We start from the raw sequence: 19440 nt of genomic DNA, 5'->3' as shown, positions 1-19440 counted from the left end.
TAACAACACGATAAAGCTCCGCGGGGCGTCTTCGGTCCAACCTCATCGGTGTGGTCGTTCCTCCCCAGGTCCCACCCAAGGAATGCGGACCGGACGCCCCGCGGCCTCGTAGACGGGGGTCCACCACGACCGATTGACGGTCGGACGGTGGGCCCCCGTCGGCACGTCCGGGTCCGGACCCGACCACCCCGGGCATGATCGTTGGGACCGGGTATCCTGGTCAGGTTGTCCGCGTCCGGCCGGGTTCCCTCGGCGCGTGCGGGCAGCGACACAAGACCTCCTGCCACGGAAGGACCGTGGCCGCTTAGCCCACAGGAGGTGAGCACGTCTTGCGTCACTACGAACTAATGGTCATCCTCGACTCCAGCCTCGAGGAGCGCACCGTCGCACCGTCGCTCGACACGTACCTGAACGTGATTCGGACCGCGGGTGGCTCGGTTGAGAAGACCGACGTGTGGGGCCGTCGGCGCCTCGCGTACGAGATCAACAAAAAGGCCGAAGGCATCTACGCCGTCATCGACCTGCAGGCCACGCCTGCTGCGGTGGCCGAGCTGGACCGTCAGCTCCGGCTCAACGAGTCCGTGCTGCGCACCAAGGTCATCCGACCGGAAATGCGCTAGAGCATCCAACCCCGGTTCGTCCGGATCAGCCTCCGCGACTCTGTCGTACGGCTCTGCGAGCCTGTACGACGAGACGCTGAGTGCGCGAGGAGATGGTCATGGCAGGAGACACCACCATCACGGTCATCGGCAATCTGACCGATGACCCCGAGTTGCGGTTCACCCCCTCCGGGGCTGCGGTCGCCAAGTTCCGAGTCGCTTCGACGCCCCGTTTCATGGACAAGGCGTCGAACGAATGGAAGGACGGCGAGCCGCTGTTCCTCGCATGCACCGTGTGGCGGCAGGCCGCCGAGCACGTCGCCGAGTCGCTGCAGCGTGGCGCTCGGGTGATCGTGTCGGGCCGGCTTCGTCAGCGGTCGTACGAGACCCGCGAGGGTGAGAAGCGCACTGTCATCGAGCTTGAGGTCGACGAGATCGGCCCGTCGCTGCGCTACGCCACGGCGAAGGTGCAGAAGATGTCCCGCTCCGGCGGTGGCGGCGGCGGCTTCGGTGGCGGCGGTGGCGGTGGCAACCAGGGTGGCGGCGGAGGCAACTTCGACGACCCCTGGGCTTCGGCTGCTCCTTCTCCCGCGCGTGCCGGTTCGGGCGCCAATTTTGACGAGGAGCCACCGTTCTAATGGCGCCTAGCGCTCGCGATCGCAAACCAGGAGCACGTGCAACGGCCAAGGCTGCGGCACTGCGCAAGCCCAAGAAGAAGGTGAACCCGCTCGACAAGGACGGGATCGCCTACATCGATTACAAGGACACCGCGCTGCTGCGCAAGTTCATCTCCGATCGCGGCAAGATCCGCGCTCGTCGGGTGACCGGCGTGACCTCGCAGCAGCAGCGGCAGATCGCCCGTGCGGTCAAGAACGCCCGTGAGATGGCGCTCCTGCCATACACGGCCACCACCCGCTGAGAGGAGGCACCGATATGAAGATCATCCTGACTCAGGAAGTGTCCGGCCTCGGTGCCCCGGGCGACATCGTCGAGGTCAAGAACGGCTACGGCCGTAACTACCTGCTGCCGCAGGGCTTCGCGATCGCCTGGACCAAGGGCGCGGAAAAGCAGGTCACGGTCATCAAGCGGGCCCGTGGGGCCCGCGAGATCCGCGACCTCGACCACGCCAACGAGGTCAAGGCTCAGCTCGAGGGTCTCAAGGTCAACCTGAAGGTCCGCGCCGGCGACGGCGGACGGCTCTTCGGCTCGGTCACCCCGGCCGAGATCGTGGACGCCGTCAAGGCGGCCAGCGGCCCGGTCCTCGACCGGCGTCGGCTGGAGGTGCCCGGTCACATCAAGTCGACCGGCACCTACCCGGTGAAGATCAAGCTGCACCCCGAGGTGACCGCAGCGTTCAACCTGAACGTCGTTCAGGGCTGACGTCCGCAACACCACCACGAGGGCCCGCACCGAGCGATCGGTGCGGGCCCTCGTGCGTACGTCATCCAACCCGGCACTGCCCGGGCCAAGACAGGCTCGCCCGGCGTGCCCGACGGGGTGCCCAGCGGGCCGCGACCTGCCTCCGGCCAGGGGCCCCGGCCCGATGCCCGCCCGCTCTGGCCCGGCCCGCCGACGGCTCAACCGATGGGCTGGCCCGTCACCGCGCTGATCAGCACCGTGGAGAGGCCGCCGCCCACCACCGCGGCGGCAACCGCGATGGTCGCCGAGCGCCAGGTCGTACCCACCCGCCGCAGCAGCGCCGCCACCACCAGGCTGCTCACCAGAGCCAGACCGAAGCGCGGCGAACCGGCCAGAAGTGACTCCAGTGCGCGGGACCGGGCGGACTCACACCCGCCCCCGCTGATGTCGGTCACGCAACCAGCCGGCGCCTGGCTGTCCAACGTCAGTAGCCAAACGAAGATCAGCATCGCCGGCACCAGGTAACAGGCCGCCGTGTACAGCAGAGGCCGGACGGACCCACCCGGATCCGGGTCCAGCAGGTCGTCCTCCAGACGCCGCGCCCAGGCACCCGTGGCCGCCGACTCGACCCGCCGACGTACCGACGCCGTTCCGACCGCCGGCCGGTCCGCCCGACGCCGGGGCGTACCCGGACGCGGCGCGCCCGGACGCGGCGCAGGCGCGCTGCGCGGCCGTGGCGCGGTGTATCCCACCACCGGAGACCGGGGCGCCGACGTCGTCGGATCCATCCAACGCGGGTCGTCATCGGCCAACCGAGTGCCGGACCAGAACCCGTCATCCCGGCTCGGCCACCCCTCGGCCGCCACCGAGCGATCGGAGCGCGGCGCCAGCGTACGGTCCCACTGGTCGTCCTCGATCGCGGACCGCTCCCACTGGCCGGTGCGGTCCGACCGTTCCCAGCCACCGACGCTCTCCACCGCCGACCACTGCCCGCTCAGGTCCCCGCTGTCCGTGCCGGCCGTCGGCGGCCACGCGTGCACGCCCGAGGCGTCCCACGGGTCCACCGCGGGCGGGTACGACGGTTCGGGCTCCGCCACCCGGTCCGATCCGCGGGCCCACGGGTCGGCCGCCGGACGTGACCAGGACTCCTCCGCCGCACGGCGGCTACGCCGGCTGGGACGGCTCGGCTCCTGCTCCGGCACCTGCTCACTCTTGGTGGACTCCGGCTCCCCGCCCGACCAGATAACCTGCGGACGGCCAACGGGCGCGCGGCGGGGACGCCGGTCCGAGACAGCGCCGGAGACCGGCTCGTCCTCCCCGGCATCGGCCCGCCGGCGGCCGGAGTAGCCCTGTTCCTGCGGCCGGTCGAGCGTCCACTCCCGGGTGTGGTCCGAGTCGGGCGCCGGGCCGATCGCTGCCTGCTCCCGCCGACGCGGCTCGCTGCCCCGCCGCCGACCACTCGACGACTCGGCGGACCGTCGGCCTGCCCCGGAGATCGGCCGCTCGGGCTCGTCCTCGTCGTCGTCCGGTGCCGCGTGGCGACCACCGCCGTCCGCGTGCCGGACCCCGGACTCCAGCGCCCACCGGGGAAGGTAGGCGTCGACAGGCTCGTCCTGGCCGCGGTCCAACGCACGCCGCCTGCTGGAGGTGCGGTAGCGCCCGTCCTCGTCGTACGGGTCAACCGGAACAGACGCCGCGCGCTCACCCCACGAGGCGGTTGGCTGGCGCTCGCGCGGGCTGCCATCGCCGCGTCCCCAGTCCCGGTAATTCACGGCCGGAGTGTGACCCTTCTGAACCGAAAGCGGAATCCGCTGTCCAGGTGTAGCCGTTCGCTGGAGATAGTACGGGACGATCGTGTCACAGGCCCGACCGAAATATTCTCCTCCACAGGCTGGGGAGCGTGTTTTCGCAGGTCAACCACTTATGGCCGAGAATTCCCCAATGGTTATCCACAGGCTGTGCACACGCTGCGCACATGCTGTCCACCGGGATCCACAGGTTGTCCCGAGGCTCGTCCACCGGCGTTGTTGAGTCTCTGACCTCGGGGTCCGTATGGTTGGCCCTCGACCGCCGGCGATGGCCCCCGATCGACCGGCCCGGTCGAAGGAGAAGTGTCGTACCCCAGCGGTAGAGCTGGGGTTGGATCCGGCGCAGTGGAGGGGGGACCCGTGTCGGTCACCGACGACATGCGGGCAGAGCCACGCTCCGGCGGGGGCCAGCCACCCGCGCAGCGGGATGGCCAGTTCGACAAGACCCCGCCCCAGGACGTCGCGGCCGAGCAGTGCGTCCTCGGCGGCATGCTGCTCTCCAAGGACGCCATCGCCGACGTCGTCGAGATCCTCAAGACCAACGACTTCTACCGGCCGGTGCACGCCACCATCTTCGACATCATCCTCGACATCTACGGCCGGGGTGAGCCGGCCGACTCGATCACTGTCGCGGCGGCGCTCGCCGACTCCGGGGATCTGGTACGCATCGGTGGCGCGCCGTACCTGCACACACTCATCGCCAGCGTGCCCACCGCCGCCAACGCCGCCTACTACGCCCGCATCGTCAGCGAGCGGGCGGTGCTACGCCGACTGGTCGAGGCTGGCACGAAGATCGTGCAACTGGGCTACGGCACCGCCAGCGGCGGCAGCCGAGACGTGGACGACGTCGTCGACCTCGCCCAGCAGGCCGTGTACGACGTCACCGAACGGCGGGTCAGCGAGGACTTCGCGGTCCTGGCCGACATGTTGCAGCCGACGCTCGACGAGATCGAGGCGGTGGGGGCGACCGGCGGCATGATGACCGGCGTGCCGACCGGCTTCAGCGACCTGGACCGACTGCTCAACGGCCTGCACGCCGGACAGTTGATCATCGTGGCCGGAAGGCCGGGTTTGGGCAAGGCGCTCGCGCTCGACACCCCACTGCCGACCCCGGATGGCTGGACCACCATGGGCGAGGTCAAGGCGGGCGATCAGCTACTGGCTGCGGACGGATCTCCGACCACTGTCACACACGCCTTCGACGTGATGCACGACCGTCCCTGCTACGCGGTCGAGTTCTCGGACGGCACCGTCATAGTGGCGGACGCTGAGCACCTGTGGAAGACGACCACGCGGGCGATCCGGCGGCAGGAACCGGCGCGGCAGAGGCGGCACTGGCCCGAATCGTCGCTGGCCAACGTGCGTGCGGCACATGAGCGGCTGAGCTCCCTGGGGAACCAGCCGATCACGCTCTTCGACACGATTGAGCAGGTTGGGCCGGAGTTCCGGCATGTCCTGCACACCGTCGCCCGTGAGGTCGGGTCGGTTGGCCGGATCAGCCGTCCCATTGTCCGCAACGGCAAGCCACAGAACTGGACTGCACCGGGCTATCCGGCCGGTCCGCTTCTGGGCACGCTTCTTGAACGAGCCGAGCGGGAGGTCAATGCCGGCAGCCGGGCCGACCACGACGGCGTTGTCACCACCGCCCAGATCGCGGCCACGCTACGTACCGACACCGCCCAGCGACGGCTCAACCATGCCGTACGCAACTGCGCTCCCATCCAACTCCCGGACCGTGAGCTGCTGGTCCCGCCCTACACCTTGGGAACATGGCTCGGTGACGGGCACAGCGACGCCAGCCGCTTCACCACGGCAGATCCGGAGATGGTCGCGCACGTCGAGGCGGACGGATTCGTCGTGCGGCCCAGCGGGCCGATGGTCTACACCATTCTGCTGCAGCCCACGTCCGCTGCTGCCGGGAGCGGTGTCTGCGTGGACTGTGGCGCTTCGACCAGGGCGTTGCGTGAGAATCCAGCGACGAGGAAGTGTGCCGACTGCCGTCACCGGAACGGTTCCTTCCTCGGGCTGTTGCGTCAGGTCGGGGTAGCGGGGAACAAGCACATCCCGGGCGTCTATCTGCGCGCCTCGGAGGCTCAGCGCAGGGCGTTGCTCGCTGGGCTGATGGACACCGATGGGACCGTCGCCCCCTCCGGCAACTTGCAGTACACGTCGACCTCGAAGCGGCTGGCTGATGACGTACGCGAACTCATCGTCAGCCTCGGCTACCGCTGCACGGTCAACGCGAAGCCGGTGCGCGGACGCACCGACGAGTCGTCGATCGCGTACACGCTGAACTTCTCCACACCGGATGTCATCTTCCGGCTCAGGCGGAAGCAGGATGCACACGCCGAACGCCGCCGCACCACCTCCGACGTTCGAACGACCTCGCGGTTCATCGTCGACGTCCGGCCGGTCCCCAGCGTTCCGGTGCGGTGCGTGACCGTCGACAACGACGAACACCTGTACCTGGCCAGCCGGGCGATGATCCCTACCCACAACAGCACGGCCAGCATGGACTTTGCTCGAAATGCTGCTATTCGCGCCAACCAGGCGGCAGCCATCTTCTCGCTGGAAATGAGCAAGGTCGAGATCGTCATGCGACTGCTCTCCGCTGAGGCGCGGGTGCCGCTGCACGTGCTGCGCAGCGGCCAGCTCTCCGACGACGACTGGACCAAGCTGGCCCGGTGCATGGGCGAGATCAGCGAGGCGCCGCTCTTCGTCGACGACACGCCGAGCATGAACCTGATGGAGATCCGGGCCAAGGCTCGGCGGCTCAAGCAGCGGCACGATCTCAAGATGATCGTGGTCGACTACCTCCAGCTGATGACCTCACCGAAGCGCACCGAGAGTCGTCAGCAGGAGGTCGCGGACCTGTCCCGTGGCCTCAAGCTGTTGGCCAAGGAGGTCGAGTGCCCGGTGATCGCGGTCAGTCAGCTGAACCGTGGCCCCGAGCAGCGCACCGACAAGCGACCCCAATTGTCGGACTTGCGTGAATCTGGTTCAATTGAGCAAGATGCGGATGTTGTCATCCTTCTGCACCGCGACGACTACTACGATAAGGAGTCGCCGCGGGCCGGGGAGGCGGATTTTATTGTTGCCAAGCATCGAAATGGACCGACCGACACCGTGACCGTCGCGGCCCAGTTGCACCTGTCCCGCTTCGTCGACATGGCCATCGGCTGACCGGCGCGGCAACCGTCGTTCGTCAGCCGAGCAGTGGGAACCAGCCCGCTGACTCACCCAACTCCAGCCGGTCCCGGTCGGTCAGCGGTACGCGCCCGGTGGCCTTCAGCAGGAAGTCGTGGTCGTCCCACGCGGTGGGTCGAACGGTGTCGTCGCTGAGCAGGCTGTCCATTGTCGCTACCGCGACGCGTACCGCCAGTGGGCCGGGCGGCGGCGCGTCGGGCAGTTCCAGCGTCAGGTCCAGGTGGTGGACGGCGGCCTCGGTGGTAAGGGTGGCGAGGAAATCCGGCACGCGCAGCACGTGTCCCTGGGTGGTCACGTACCCCTCGGGGTCGGCTGACGTGGCGGCGCGGACCGCCGCCGGCGCGGTGTCGCGCCAGAGCTCGACGATCCCGCTCGGGCGGTCGAAGGCGGCAGCCGATCGGCGGACCCACCAGGCGTGCCGGGCGGCCTCGTCGTCGTTGCCGGGAAAGTCACGCCAGTAGCTCACGTCGTCGACGTCGGCGGGGCCGTCGACGGGGCTGGCCAGGGTGACGAGTGCCCGCTGGGCGTCGCCGAGCACGTGCAGGAGCAGGTCGGCGATGAGCCAGCCCCGGCAGCGGGTGGCTTGTTGCAGGCCGGCATCGTCCAGGCGACCGACCACCGCGGTGATGCCGTCGTACGCCTGGGCCAGCGCCTCGTCCGGTCGGATCGCGGTCATGCGACTCAGCCTCGCATGAAGCATCGTGCCCGCCAACGATCAATGGCCCGGGTGGTGTGCCCGGGCCGACGCGTGATCGACCCGGGCGGGGGGTCGGCCTGGGCTCAGCCGAACATCTCGTCGAGGAAGCCCTTGCGCTTCTTCTGCCGGTAGTGGCCGTGGTAGCCGTGGTGTTGCTGCTGCTGGTGGCCATAGGCCGGCTGCGGCGGGTAGCCGTGGGCGGGCGGGGGCGGCGGCGGGACGGCGCCGTAACCGGGCTGGTGCGGCGGGGGCGGCGGGGGCGGGTAGCCGGCCGGCTGCTGCGCGGGCTGCCCCGGCGCGCCGCCGGTCTGTTGGCGGCTCCAGTTGGCCTCCGCCTCGAACAGCTTCTCCAGCTCGCCGCGGTCCAGGAAGATGCCTCGGCACTCCCCGCACTGGTCGATGACGACGCCGCTGCGCTCGTACTGGCGCATTTCTCCGTGACACTTGGGACAGGTGAGGCTACTCATCGCCCGACGGTACCTGGTGGACCTATGCAGTTGCTGTGAGCGCCTCGGTGACTTCTTCGTCGGACACCTCGTGGAAATCGTCGTAGTAGACGCTGACCGCGCCGAAGTCCGCCGGGCGTTGCGCGCAGATGACCTGGTCGGCCTCGGCGGCGAGCAGTTCGTACGCCTCCTGCGCGCCGACCGGGACCGCGACCACGACGCGGTGTGCCCCGAGTTGGCGGACGACCTCGACGGCGACGCGGGCGGTTGCGCCGGTGGCAAGGCCGTCGTCGACGATCACGGCCGTCCGCCCGGTGAGGTCCAGCTGTGGGCGATCGCCCCGGTAGAGCCGTTCCCGGCGTTCCAGTTCGGCTTGCTCCCGATGGCGGACCTCGGCGATGTCGTCGCTGCTGAGTCGGCTGGCCACCGCGTCGTTGAGCACTTGGACACCGCCCGGCCCGAGTGCGCCGAAGGCGACCTCCCGGGCCCACGGCATGCCGAGCTTGCGGACGACCAGCACGTCCAGTGGTGCGCCGAGGCGTTCGGCGACGATCCGGGCGACCGGCACGCCGCCACGGACGAGGCCCAGGACGACGACGTCCGGGTCGCCGATGAGTGCGGTGAGCCGTTCGGAGAGCGCCCGGCCGGCGTCGGCCCGGTCGCGGTACGTGGTCATGCCTTCAGGTCTACGCCCTGACGCGCCGTTCCGCTCGGAAGTTACGCCGAAGTGGTCCGACCGGACCCCTCATCGGCAGCCGCGGCGGTCGGTGTGTCGCCCGGGCGGTGCAGGGCGGGAGCCCAGGTCAGCAGTGCCAGCGGGTACAGCAGGTAGCCGAAGCGGGTCGAGGGCATCAGGGCGATGGCGGCGAGCAGCCCGTACCCGCAGATGAGCGCGGTGGCGACGGCGGTGCGGGGCGGGCGGCGGGCGAGCCGGACGGCGATGGCCACTCCGACGGCGACCAGCAGCCCGGCGGCGATCAGCCGGCCGGCGGGTAGCGCGCTGGCGATCAGGTAGCCGGGAAATGGGGACTGCGCGGGGCTGGTGACCAGCCCGTGGCCGAGGGGGAAGCGCAGCACGTTCTCGGTGAGGGCGTCGCGGTCCACCAGCAGCGCCGGCAGTAGTGCGGCGATGGGCAGTCCGATGGCGCCGACAGCGACTCGGGTGCCGGCGCGCCGCGTCAGGCCCCAGACGATCAGGACCAGGGCGACCGGCCAGGCGAACAGCTTCAGCGCGCCGGCGAGCCCGACCGCGAGGCCGGCCCGGCCGGGTCGGTCGGCGGCGGCGAACGCGAGGGCCAGCAGGCAGAGCGCGAGTACGGGTAGGTCGTCGCCGCCGGTGGCGAGGGTGAGGGCACAGATCGGTAGGACGGTGGCGGCCTGCACGCCGCGCAGCAGGGCGGCGTCCCGCCGGTGGGTCGCGGCGGTGGTGGCCTGCCCGGCGGTGGCGGGTGTTCTGCGCAGGGCGGCCACGGCCAGGGCGAGCGCCAGCGCGGTGCCCACCGCGAACCAGACCCGGGAGTCGGTCCACCAGGTGTCGAGCAATGCTCTGGGCAGGCCGAACATCGCCATGCCGGGCTGGTACGGGGTGTAGCCCATCAGTTGCTCGCCCGGTGGCAGGGCGGCGATGGCGTCGGGTCCGAGGTATGGCGTGCCGTGTTCCAGGAGGCGGCTGCCGGCCTGTTCCACGACCAGCACCTCCTCCTGGGCCCGGTCGGTGCGCCCACCGGCCCGGTCGATGCTCTGCCAGGCCAGGGGCAGCAGTGTGGTGGTGGCCCAGGCGAGGCCGGTGACCGCCCAGCGGGCTGGCAGACCGGTCAGCCGGGAGGTCGGAGAGCGTCGACGTAGCAGAAGTTGGGCGATCACCGTCAGCGTCGCGAGCAGGTAGCCGACGGCGGCGACCGCGCCCCAGGCGCGGTGCGGCGGCAGGGTGGACGTGACCGCTGTGATCGCGGCGAAGGTGGCCGAGACGGCGTAGAGGCCCAGGTCGAGGGCGAGTCCGCCGGCGGCGTTGTCGAGCGTGCGCCAGTGCCAGCGACTGCGGTGGGCGGTCGGGTCGTCGACGATCACGCGCGACAGTCTGGCAGACCGGGCTGCCCGCGTAGCGGGGCGATGCCTGCTCAGGCGGGCAGGTGTGGCAGGCGGTCGGGCCTGGAGCGGCCGGCCTGGCGGCGGTTCTGGCTCAACCGGATCACCGCCCCCGTGTCGTGCAGAGGCGCGGCGAGGGCGCCCGGTCGGCCGCCCGAGCCGCGTTGCATCGCCGCGAGCAGGGTGCCGGACGGCATCGGCCGGGCGAACAGGTGCCCCTGGCCGGCGACGCAGCCCAACTCCCAGAGGGCGCGCCGCTGCGGCTCGCTCTCCACCCCTTCGGCCACCACGTCCAGGTCGAGGCTGCGACCCAGGTCGAGGGTGGAGCGGATGACGGCGGCGGCCTCCGCCGAGCTCTCCATCGTCGTCACGAAGCTCCGGTCGATCTTCAGCTCGTGAACCGGGATTCGGGAGAGCAGCGAGAGTGAGGAGTAGCCGGTGCCGAAGTCGTCCAACGCCAACCGGACTCCCTCGTCGCGTAGTCGGCTGAGCACCCGGTCGACCACGTCGAGTTGGCTGAGGGTCAGCGTCTCGGTCAACTCCAGGACCAGCCGGTCCGGTGGTAGGTCGTGGGCGCGCAGCCGGGCCAGCACCGAGCCCGGGAACCGTGCGTCGAGCAGGCTGCGCGGGGACACGTTGACCGCGACCGGTACGTCGAAGCCGGCGTCGCGCCAACTCACCGCCGCGATCAGCGCCTGGTCGAGGATCGCTTCGGCGAAGGCCGGTAGCAGCCCGGACCGTTCCACCGCCTCCAGGAACCGCAGCGGGTCGATCAGGCCGTGGGTGGGGTGGTGCCAGCGGGCCAGCGCCTCAGCGCTGGTCACCTCACCGGTGCCCAGGTCGACGATCGGTTGGAAGTTGACGACGAACTCGTGGTCGGCGACCGCGCGCGGTAGGTCACCGCCGAGGGTGAGACGACCGAGGTCGGCGGTGTCGCGGGTCGGGGCGTACGTGGAGATCCGCTGCCCGGCCCGCTTCGCCTGGTACATGGCCACGTCGGCGCGGCGCAGCAACTCGGCCATGCCTCCGTTGGACGGGGCGCCGGAGATCCCGCCGCTGGCTTCGACGCTGATTCGCATGCCGTCCAACTCGAACGGCTCGTGCAGGGCGGCGAGCAGCGTCTCGGCCCGGTGCGCGGCGACCGCCGGGGCCGGCAGACCGCGCATGAGTACGGCGAACTCGTCGCCTCCGAGGCGGGCCACCAGGTCGCTCGGCTGGGCCGCACCCCGCAACCGGTCGGCCACCTGCACCAGCACCTGATCGCCGGCGGCATGCCCGAGCGTGTCGTTGACCTCCTTGAAATGGTTGAGGTCGATCAGCACCAGCGCGGTCACCCCGTCGGCGTGGCGGGTGCTCAACTGTTCGGTGCCCTCGTCGAGGAGGTGCCGGCGGTTGGCCAGGCCGGTCAGCGCGTCGTGTGAGGCCGCGTACGCGTGCTCGTCGGCGACCCGGGCCAGTTCGGCGTACGCCTGGGCGTTGCGGACGGCCGTGCAGAGCGCAGAGGCGAAGGTGCGCAAGGTGTACTGCTCCCGCTCGGAGAGCTGGACCGGGCCGCGGAAGCGCAGTCGAAGCATGCCGACGTCGACCGTCCGGTCGTGGCCTTCCAGCGGCGCGGGGACGATCGTGCCGTCCACGTCGGTGGGCGTGCCGGTCGGGCCGTCGAAGGTGATGCCGCCGGTGCCGCCGCGTACGGTGCGGCCGCCGTCGCGCAGCTCGATCTCGACCTCGTCGGCGGAGAACAACTCGGCGGCCTGGGTGACAGCTGTGGTGAGGACGTTGTCCAGGTCGACCACGTTGAGCGCGTCGGTGGTGCGGGCGAGCCGCTGCCACGCCTGCTGCTCGGTGCGGCCGCGGATGCGCGCGGAGTAGGCCAGGTGCAGGCTCAGCACCAGGGGCGGAACGGCGAGCAGTAGACGCTGATCCGCCTGAATGATGATCAAGGTCAGGGCGGCCACTACGAACCGGACGGCGAATCCGGCCAGCCGCAGGTCGAAGTGGGTACGGAACTGCCGGACGATCCGCGTGCCCGACGCCAGGGCGATGACCGGAATGGCCAACACGTCATCGAGTACTGCGGCGACGAGATAGACCGTCCCGAGCACTATGAGGTGATTCCAAAGGCCGTCCGGCGGCCAGCGCTGGCCGAGAAGCATGATCACTAGGGTGGCGCCGCCGGCCACGAGGGTGTGCTTGGCGATAGCGAAGGCTGCCTTGATCGCGGTCAGCCGGTTGACGAGTGATACGCAGGCGATGCCGAGGCCCGTGGACAGGATCACCCAGGGTGGCGGGGCCAGCGCGAGTCCGAGGACGATGGCCGTCTCCACCCAGGCGAACGAGAAAGTCGTCGACCTGATCCGGAGGCGCGTTTTGACGATCGCCCCTAGAGCGATCATCAGGACGAGCGCCGAGATTGTCGAGACATGCCCTGCGCTGTCTGGCACGTTGCGTGTCGTTGCGATCGCTGCTGTCACGGCGACGACGGTTGCCAGCATCACCATCAGTCCGACGAGGCTCAGCAGGCGTGGGTCGGCTCCCCTGTGACGACGCGTCGTCCGGCTCACTCAACCTCACCCGTAACCCACCGTCGATGTCCGCTGACGGGCAGCGTACCGCTGTGTCGCCACGGTGGTAAGGAGTCAGTCCCATTCGGTGCTACGCATCTGACACCCCTTCAGCGTCGAGGATTTGCATCGGGCTGAAGGTGGACTAGTCCCACTCGGTGCTGTTGCGCATCTTTCGACCTCCCTCGCCACCACGGAGCGCCACCTCGGCGCCATTCGTTCGTAGGGCTGAGAGTAGGAGAGTCGATGGGCAGGAAGGAACAATTTATGTCGGTATGCGCAACATTAGCCAAGCTGAAGGGGATATGTCACTTTCTGTCGGCACTCCTGAGCGGAGCGCTCAACCCTCTCGCCAAGCGGCCGGGACGGATCGACCATTCGTGACCGGCCCGTTGCGGCTCATTAAGTGTTGTGGAGCCCGCTAGCGTGCTCATCCGCGTGGACCGCCATCCGAGACGAATCGGGTGTTCGTGCGCAAGCATCTGAGCAGATCATTCCAGTTGAAGCTAAGCCTGGCGACGTGGGCGGGGTAGCTCGTGTCCGTAAGCTTCGTTGCGTGATCAACCGGATACAGGACTGTCGTGAGGATGGGGGGCCGGGTGGAGATACGAGTTCTTGGCGGCCTCACTGTGCAACTGCCGGCCCGCACTTTGCAGCTGGGTACGCCAAAACAACAGGTGGTCTTCGCGATGCTCACCGCCCAGTGTGGGCGACTGGTGACCGTAGACGACCTCGTCGATGAGTTATGGGTCGATCGCCCACCGCGATCGGCCGTAGCTAATGTGCGGACCTATGCCGCCAATCTGCGCCGGACTTTCGAGGCTTTCCCGGCCGGCCGCGGTGCCATCGAACGCCAACGCAACGGCTATCGACTCATAGTCGACCCGGATGAGGTCGACGTCTTTTGTTTCGAGTTGGAACGGAACGCGGGGCGGGAGGCACTGACGGCTGGCCATCTGGACGGTGCCCGCGAGCTACTGGAGCGCGCCTTGGCTCGGTGGCGGGGTCCGATGCTCGCCGGTCTTCCGCTCGGGCCCGTCCTCACCTCCCGAACCATCACAGCCGAGGAGGAACGGCTGTTGACTGCGGAGCTTCTCGCCGACATCCATCTGAGGTCGAGCCGGGACGACCTGGCAATTTCGCTGATGCGTGAAGTGGTGGCTCGACATCCTCTCCGCGAGCCGGCCTACGTCCTCCTCATGCGGGCCCTGCACGAGCGCGGGGACAACGCGGAGGCGCTGACGGTGTACGACGAGATTCGAACAACGCTGACCACGGAGTTGGGTGTCGGCCCCGGGGGCAATCTCGAGGAGTTGCGCCGCTCCATCCTCACGGCGATGTCACGCCCAGGTTCGGGGCGTGCCGCCGTACGGGTTGGCGGACCTGACCGGGCACGCTCGCTAGCGGGCGGGGCGGGCAGCGCGGCACCGGAGCACGCGGCTCGGATCAGCCCAGTGGATCACCTTCCCCGAGCGGTCACCGACTTCGTTGGCAGAGCGGACGTGGTGTCGCGGCTGCTGGCGGAGACCCGGCGGGTCGAGGAGCGGGTGCCGGCCGTACACATCATCGACGGCATGGCGGGCAGCGGGAAGACGGCCCTCGCCGTGCACCTCGCCCGTCGGCTGTCCGATCGATACCCGGACGCCGCGCTGTTCATCGACCTGTGCGGGCACGGTGACAAGAACCGGATCGAGCCGGCGGGTGCTTTGTTCACCCTGCTTCGACAGCTTGGGGTGCCGGCCGACCGGGTTCCGGTGGAGTTCGACGACAGAGTGGAGTTGTGGCGACAGGAGTTGGCTCGCCGTAGGGCAGTGGTGATCCTCGACAACGCCGCGAGTAGCGAGCAGATCATGCCCCTGCTGCCGGCCGAGCCGACCACCGTTGTGTTGGTGACGTCGCGACGACGGCTGTCCCACCCGGATGCCGGGCCATCGCGGACGCTGCCGGTGATGAGCCCGCAGGAGAGCGTGGATCTGCTCCGCCTGAGCGTCGGTCGGGACCGGGCAGAAGCCGAGCCGGAGGCGGCCGCCGAGGTGGTGCGCCGATGCGGGTACCTCCCACTGGCGATCCGGCTGGCCGGTGCCAGGCTGGCGCATCGGCGGGGCTGGCGGTTGGCGGACCTCGCCGGACAGATGGCCGACGACGCTCCGGTGCTGCGCCATCTCGCTCAGGAAGAAAGCACCGTCACCGGAGCGTTCGCCGCTTCCTACGAGCCGCTTCCGAGTTCGACCAAGCGTGTCTTCCGATTCCTGGGTCTGTATCCCGGTAGCCGCTTCAGCACGCCGGCAATCGCCGCGCTGACCGGTCTGACGATCGCGGAAGCTCGCGCGGCGCTCGACGACCTCGTCGACAGCAACCTGGTGGAGGACCTGGACTCGACGCGATATCGACTGCACGACCTCATGCGGCAGTACTCCATCGAACTCTGTTCGCGTACCGACTCCGCGAATGACCGCCGCCGTGGACTGGCTCGGCTGTTCGACTTCACGGTGGAGGCCGTCCTGAAGGTCGCCGACCTGCTGGAGCCGGGCGTCATCCGATCCCAGGTGACGCACATTCCGACCGGACAGCTCGAACTCTTCGAGGCCATCGGGGAGCCGACCGCTGACTGGTTGGAGGCTGAGCGGATGGACCTGGTGGCGATGGTGTTGTCGGCAAGCGAGTCGGGGTTCCACCAGCACTGCTGGCAACTGGCCCGCGCTCTCTGGCGTTTCTGCTACATCCGCGGTTACTTCGAAGACATCATCCTGACCCACCGTCATGGGCTGGAGGCGGCGGAGGCTGCCGGAGACATCGATGCGCTTGCGCTAATGAACAACTACCTGGCCTCGGCCTACGTCCGCACGGGGAACAAGCAGGCGGCGCTCCACCACCTGACCCGCTCGGTCGACCTCTCCCGCAACTCGCGGGACCTGCTGAACCCGGCCCGGTACCGCGCAAACCTCGCCGCTGTCTACTGGTGGAGCGGTCACCTCTCCGAGTCTGTGAAGCTCGGCTTCGAGTGTCTGCGCGATTACAAGGTGTACGGAAATATTGGTGGGTCCATCCTGCTGCCGAATCTCGGTCTAGCGCTCTCAGCCCTGGGGCGTTACGAGGAGGCGTTACGGATGCACCGCCTGCACCTGGCGTGGGCCCGAACGAACTCCGACGATTTCCACACGCTCAACGCTCTCAGCCACATCGGCGCCGTTCGCCTTCGGATGGGTGACCTTCCGCAGGCGATCCGAATTCTCCTGGCCTCGTTGGCGCTGCGCGATCGGACCGGCCACCGGTATGCCGAGGCCGAGGTGCGCAACGACCTCGGGATCGCCTATCGCGGTCTGGGTCGTCTGGTGGAGGCCCAGCAGGAGCACGAGTTGGCCCGGAAGTTGTCGATCGGTTCGGGGGAGCGACACGTCGAGGCGGCTGCGCTCAACGAACTCGGCCGCACCCTGCTGGCGCAGGGTCGGGGCGGCGAGGCGTTCGAGGTGCACCAGGAGGCGTTGCGGTTGGCCACGCGGATCGCGCACCCCCACGAGCAGGGTCGAGCGTTGGCCGGGCTCGCCGAACACTTCGGCCGCATCGACCCGGCCGAGGCGCGGCGGCACTGGGAGCGGGCGTTGGCGATCTTCCGACGGATGGGCGTGCCGGAGCGCTTCGAGGCCGAACGTCGCCTCGCCGAGTTGACTGGCGCGACAGTGGTCGCAGCGCGCTGACCAGCCTGAACGGCGCTTATCGATTTCTTATCGGCGGGCCCGGTAACTTGGCGGCCGTATCGGCGAACGGGGGAGGTTCTGCCCCTGGGCAGAACCGGGTCGTCGACACGCGCCCGCTGCCAGGTCCCCCCAGCGACCTCGGCGGCGGGTCGGTGAGGGAGGAGCGGCGTCGGGACCGTTGCGCCGTCAGCACCCGGTGCGTCGTCAGTGTGACGCCGCTCCTTCCGACCGCCGTCGTACCGCACCGATAGGCTCACGACCGTGACCGAACCCGCGCAGCTCAGCCACGTCGATCGCGCCGGCGCGGCCCGTATGGTCGACGTCTCTGCCAAGGCGGTGACGGGTCGGTTGGCCGTCGCGGCCGGCCGTTTGCGGACCACGCCCGAGGTCATCGACCTGTTGCATCGCGACGGGCTGCCCAAGGGTGACGCGTTGGCCGTCGGGCGGCTCGCCGGGATCATGGGGGCCAAGCGCACTCCTGATCTGATCCCGCTCTGCCACCCGATCGCCCTGCACGGTGTCACCGTCGACCTACGGCTGACCGCCGACACCGTGGAGATCACGGCCACTGCCCGCACGGCAGACCGGACGGGGGTGGAGATGGAGGCACTGACGGCGGTTGCTGTCGCCGGTCTCGCCCTGGTCGACATGGTCAAGGCGGTCGACCCGGCGGCCTCGGTGGAGGCGGTCCGGGTGCTGCGCAAGGAGGGCGGCAAGACCGGCGAGTGGGTCCGTCCGGAGGACCGGCCGTGATCCGGGCTCGGGTGATCGTCGCTTCCAACCGGGCCGCGGCCGGTGTCTACGCCGACACCAGCGGGCCGCTGCTCGTCGCCGGCCTGCGTGAGCTGGGCTGCCAGGTCGACGACCCGGTGGTGGTGCCCGACGGTGAGCCGGTCGGGGACGCTTTACGGGCCGCCCGCGCCGATGGTGTCGAGGTGGTGGTGACCAGCGGTGGCACCGGAGTGACCCCGACGGATCGGACACCGGACGTGACCCGGGGTCTGCTGGATTACGAGATCCCCGGCATCGCCGAGGCGATCCGCGCGCACAGTCGTGACCGGGTGCCGACGTCGGTGCTGTCCCGGGGCCTGGCCGGGGTCGCCGGCCGGATGCTGGTGGTCAATCTGCCCGGCTCGACCGGCGGTGCCCGGGATGGCCTGGCCGTTCTCGGGCCGATCCTCGGGCACACCGTCGACCAGCTCCGCGGTGGCGACCACTGACCGCTTCGCGGTGGCGACCACCGACTGGTGCGCGCCAGGCCCGGGCGGGTGTCGGTCCGTGCCGATAGGCTCGGTCGGTGAGCACGGAAACCGCACCCACAGCGGATCGGGTCACCGCCCCACCGCCAGCCGGGTGGGAAGAAGCCCGTTCGCGGGTCTACGCGGTCGGTCTGGCCGCCGCGCTGCCCGCCGCCGCCCGACCACTTGTCGACACCGACGGGTCGACCCTGGCCGAGCCGTTGACCACCCGCACTGACCTGCCGGCGTTCCCGACCTCCAGCGTGGATGGCTGGGCGGTGCGCGGCAGTGGGCCGTGGCGCGTCGTCGGCCGGGTCCTGGCCGGCAGCACCCCCGCGCCGCTCACCGAGGACGACACCACCGTCGAGATAGCGACCGGCGCGATGGTGCCCGAGGGCGCCACCGCCGTGCTCCGCGTGGAGGAGTCCGCCGCATCCACCACCGGGCTGATCAGCGGCACTCCCCGGAAGACGCCCGAGTGGCGGAACCCCGGCGAGGAGGCGTACGCCGATGAGGAGTTGTTGCCGGCCGGCACGCCGGTCGACCCGGCGGTGATCGGCCTGGCCGCCGCCTGCGGGCACGACACGCTGCGGGTCCGGCGGGCGCCACGCGCCGCGCTGCTGGTCTTCGGCGACGAACTGCTGACGGCGGGCCCGCCCGCGGCGGGTCGCATCCGTGACGCGCTGGGCCCTGCGGTGCCGGCCTGGCTGCGACGGTACGGCTGCCAGGTCCGCCCATCCGACGTGGTCGGCCCGGTGGCTGACACGCTGCCCGCGCACGTGGCGGCCCTACGCTCGGCGCTGGGCCACGCCGATCTGGTCTGCACCACCGGCGGCACGATGAACGGTCCGGTCGACCACCTGCACCCGACCCTGGAGGCGCTCGGCGCCGACTACGTGGTCAACACGGTGGCGGTCCGCCCGGGCTTCCCGATGCTGCTGGCCCGGCTGACCGGCCCCGACGGGCGAGCCCGGTTCGTGGCCGGGCTGCCGGGCAACCCGCAGTCGGCCATCGTGGCGCTGGTGTCGCTTGTCGCCCCGCTGCTCGCCGGCCTCCAGGGCCGGTCGATGCCGGTGCTGCCGCAGGTCACGCTGGCCGAGGCGGTGCCCGGTCGCGGTGACCACACCCACCTGGCGTTGGTCCGACTGGACCGGTCCGCCGGCGTCGCGTTCCCGGTTCGTCACGTCGGCTCGGCGATGCTGCGGGGCCTGGCCGGCGCGGACGGGTTCGCGGTCATCCGACCCGGCACCAGCGGTGAGCCTGGCGACCGGGTGCCGATCGTGCCACTGCCGTTGTTTCCCGGGGAGCGTGCATCGTGACCGCACCAGCGATCACCTTCGGCGAGGTCACCGACCAGCCGCTCGACCTCGCCACGCACGAGGCGGCGGTCGCCGACCGCCGGGCCGGCGCCGTGGTGTCGTTCCAGGGTGTGGTCCGCGACCACGACCACGGTCGCCAGGTCACCAGCCTGGAGTACGAGGGGCACCCGAGTGCCGCACAGGTGCTGCGCGAGGTGGCAGCAGAGATCGCCGCGGAGCCCGATGTCTACGCGGTGGCGGTCTCGCACCGGGTCGGCCCCCTGGTGATCGGTGACGTGGCGCTGGTCGCCGCGGTGAGCACCGCGCACCGGGCGGCGGCCTTCGCGGCCTGTGCCCGACTGGTCGACGAGGTCAAGGCGCGACTGCCGATCTGGAAGCGGCAGGTCTTCACCGACGGCACCGAGGAATGGGTCAACTGCCCCTGAC

At 70.0% G+C, this 19440-nt stretch carries 16 protein-coding genes; 10 read left to right on the top strand and 6 right to left on the bottom strand.

Translation table 11 applies throughout. From position 1 onward, the window contains the following. Positions 1-329 precede the first annotated feature (329 nt). From rpsF to rplI, 4 genes are all read left to right on the top strand, one after another. Positions 330-620 carry a 30S ribosomal protein S6 gene (gene rpsF, locus MED15_RS21965; protein WP_036391391.1) on the top strand — a complete coding sequence of 97 codons (291 nt, stop codon included), beginning with the start codon at positions 330-332 and terminating at the stop codon, positions 618-620. Between the two features lie 80 nt (positions 621-700). After that, positions 701-1237: a single-stranded DNA-binding protein gene (locus MED15_RS21960; protein WP_181518404.1), complete on the top strand. Its 537-nt coding sequence runs from the start codon at positions 701-703 to the stop codon at positions 1235-1237. Continuing rightward, on the top strand, positions 1237-1518 hold the full coding sequence (rpsR, locus tag MED15_RS21955) for a 30S ribosomal protein S18 (protein ID WP_051723758.1): 282 nt from the start codon (positions 1237-1239) through the stop codon (positions 1516-1518). Before MED15_RS21960 ends, rpsR begins: the two co-directional genes overlap by 1 nt. Positions 1519-1532: 14 nt before the next feature. Beyond that, positions 1533-1979: a 50S ribosomal protein L9 gene (gene rplI / locus MED15_RS21950; RefSeq protein ID WP_112583905.1), complete on the top strand. Its 447-nt coding sequence runs from the start codon at positions 1533-1535 to the stop codon at positions 1977-1979. Between the two features lie 197 nt (positions 1980-2176). Here rplI and MED15_RS21945 read toward each other — a convergent pair whose 3' ends face one another. Then, positions 2177-3730 carry a hypothetical protein gene (locus MED15_RS21945; protein WP_112601284.1) on the bottom strand — a complete coding sequence of 518 codons (1554 nt, stop codon included), beginning with the start codon at positions 3728-3730 and terminating at the stop codon, positions 2177-2179. A 396-nt stretch (positions 3731-4126) separates the two neighbouring features. Between MED15_RS21945 and dnaB the strand changes: the two genes are divergently transcribed. Continuing rightward, entirely contained in the window at positions 4127-6949 is a 2823-nt protein-coding gene (gene dnaB, locus MED15_RS21940) for a replicative DNA helicase (protein ID WP_112583903.1), read from the top strand. 22 nt (positions 6950-6971) lie between these two features. On the opposite strand, the gene MED15_RS21935 is transcribed toward dnaB, so the two are convergent. The 5 genes from MED15_RS21935 to MED15_RS21915 all read right to left on the bottom strand — a co-directional run bounded on the left by MED15_RS21935 (position 6972) and on the right by MED15_RS21915 (position 12762). Next, a complete protein-coding gene (locus MED15_RS21935; RefSeq protein ID WP_112583902.1) occupies positions 6972-7649 on the bottom strand; it encodes a maleylpyruvate isomerase N-terminal domain-containing protein in 678 nt (225 codons plus the stop codon). Between the two features lie 104 nt (positions 7650-7753). Further along, positions 7754-8137, bottom strand: a complete 384-nt coding sequence (locus MED15_RS21930; RefSeq protein ID WP_091396643.1) for a TFIIB-type zinc ribbon-containing protein — start codon at positions 8135-8137, stop codon at positions 7754-7756. Positions 8138-8159: 22 nt separating this feature from the next. Continuing rightward, positions 8160-8792, bottom strand: coding sequence for a phosphoribosyltransferase (locus MED15_RS21925; protein WP_112583901.1), 633 nt, complete (start codon positions 8790-8792; stop codon positions 8160-8162). A gap of 41 nt (positions 8793-8833) precedes the next feature. Further along, positions 8834-10183 carry a glycosyltransferase 87 family protein gene (locus tag MED15_RS21920; protein ID WP_112736820.1) on the bottom strand — a complete coding sequence of 450 codons (1350 nt, stop codon included), beginning with the start codon at positions 10181-10183 and terminating at the stop codon, positions 8834-8836. Positions 10184-10233: 50 nt separating this feature from the next. Beyond that, entirely contained in the window at positions 10234-12762 is a 2529-nt protein-coding gene (locus MED15_RS21915) for a putative bifunctional diguanylate cyclase/phosphodiesterase (protein ID WP_373861053.1), read from the bottom strand. A 599-nt stretch (positions 12763-13361) separates the two neighbouring features. On the opposite strand from MED15_RS21915, the gene MED15_RS21910 reads away from it, so the two are divergent. The 5 genes from MED15_RS21910 to MED15_RS21890 all read left to right on the top strand — a co-directional run bounded on the left by MED15_RS21910 (position 13362) and on the right by MED15_RS21890 (position 19439). Beyond that, positions 13362-16457 (top strand): AfsR/SARP family transcriptional regulator, encoded by a 3096-nt coding sequence (locus MED15_RS21910; RefSeq protein WP_167457703.1) that lies wholly within the window; start codon positions 13362-13364, stop codon positions 16455-16457. Positions 16458-16718: 261 nt separating this feature from the next. Beyond that, positions 16719-17210, top strand: coding sequence for a cyclic pyranopterin monophosphate synthase MoaC (moaC, locus tag MED15_RS21905; protein WP_088987073.1), 492 nt, complete (start codon positions 16719-16721; stop codon positions 17208-17210). After that, the gene (locus MED15_RS21900) at positions 17207-17677 is read left to right on the top strand and encodes a MogA/MoaB family molybdenum cofactor biosynthesis protein (protein ID WP_112601339.1); all 471 of its coding nucleotides are present in this window, start codon (positions 17207-17209) and stop codon (positions 17675-17677) included. The genes moaC and MED15_RS21900 overlap by 4 nt, the downstream gene beginning before the upstream one ends. A gap of 77 nt (positions 17678-17754) precedes the next feature. Continuing rightward, positions 17755-19014, top strand: a complete 1260-nt coding sequence (locus tag MED15_RS21895) for a molybdopterin molybdotransferase MoeA (RefSeq protein WP_112583897.1) — start codon at positions 17755-17757, stop codon at positions 19012-19014. Beyond that, on the top strand, positions 19011-19439 hold the full coding sequence (locus tag MED15_RS21890; RefSeq protein ID WP_091396665.1) for a molybdenum cofactor biosynthesis protein MoaE: 429 nt from the start codon (positions 19011-19013) through the stop codon (positions 19437-19439). Before MED15_RS21895 ends, MED15_RS21890 begins: the two co-directional genes overlap by 4 nt. Position 19440: the final 1 nt, after the last annotated feature.

The sequence above is a fragment of the Micromonospora noduli genome (assembly GCF_003264475.1).
Classification (GTDB): domain Bacteria; phylum Actinomycetota; class Actinomycetes; order Mycobacteriales; family Micromonosporaceae; genus Micromonospora; species Micromonospora noduli.
This window is presented reverse-complemented; position numbering and strand designations above follow the sequence as displayed.

Bases quoted from the DNA above. Each gene is read 5' to 3' on its own strand.
- rpsR (WP_051723758.1), top strand. From the start codon at position 1,237: ATGGCGCCTAGCGCTCGCGATCGCAAACCAGGAGCACGTGCAACGGCC.
- rplI (WP_112583905.1), top strand. From the start codon at position 1,533: ATGAAGATCATCCTGACTCAGGAAGTGTCCGGCCTCGGTGCCCCGGGC.
- MED15_RS21935 (WP_112583902.1), bottom strand. From the start codon at position 7,649: ATGACCGCGATCCGACCGGACGAGGCGCTGGCCCAGGCGTACGACGGC.
- MED15_RS21930 (WP_091396643.1), bottom strand. From the start codon at position 8,137: ATGAGTAGCCTCACCTGTCCCAAGTGTCACGGAGAAATGCGCCAGTAC.
- MED15_RS21925 (WP_112583901.1), bottom strand. From the start codon at position 8,792: ATGACCACGTACCGCGACCGGGCCGACGCCGGCCGGGCGCTCTCCGAA.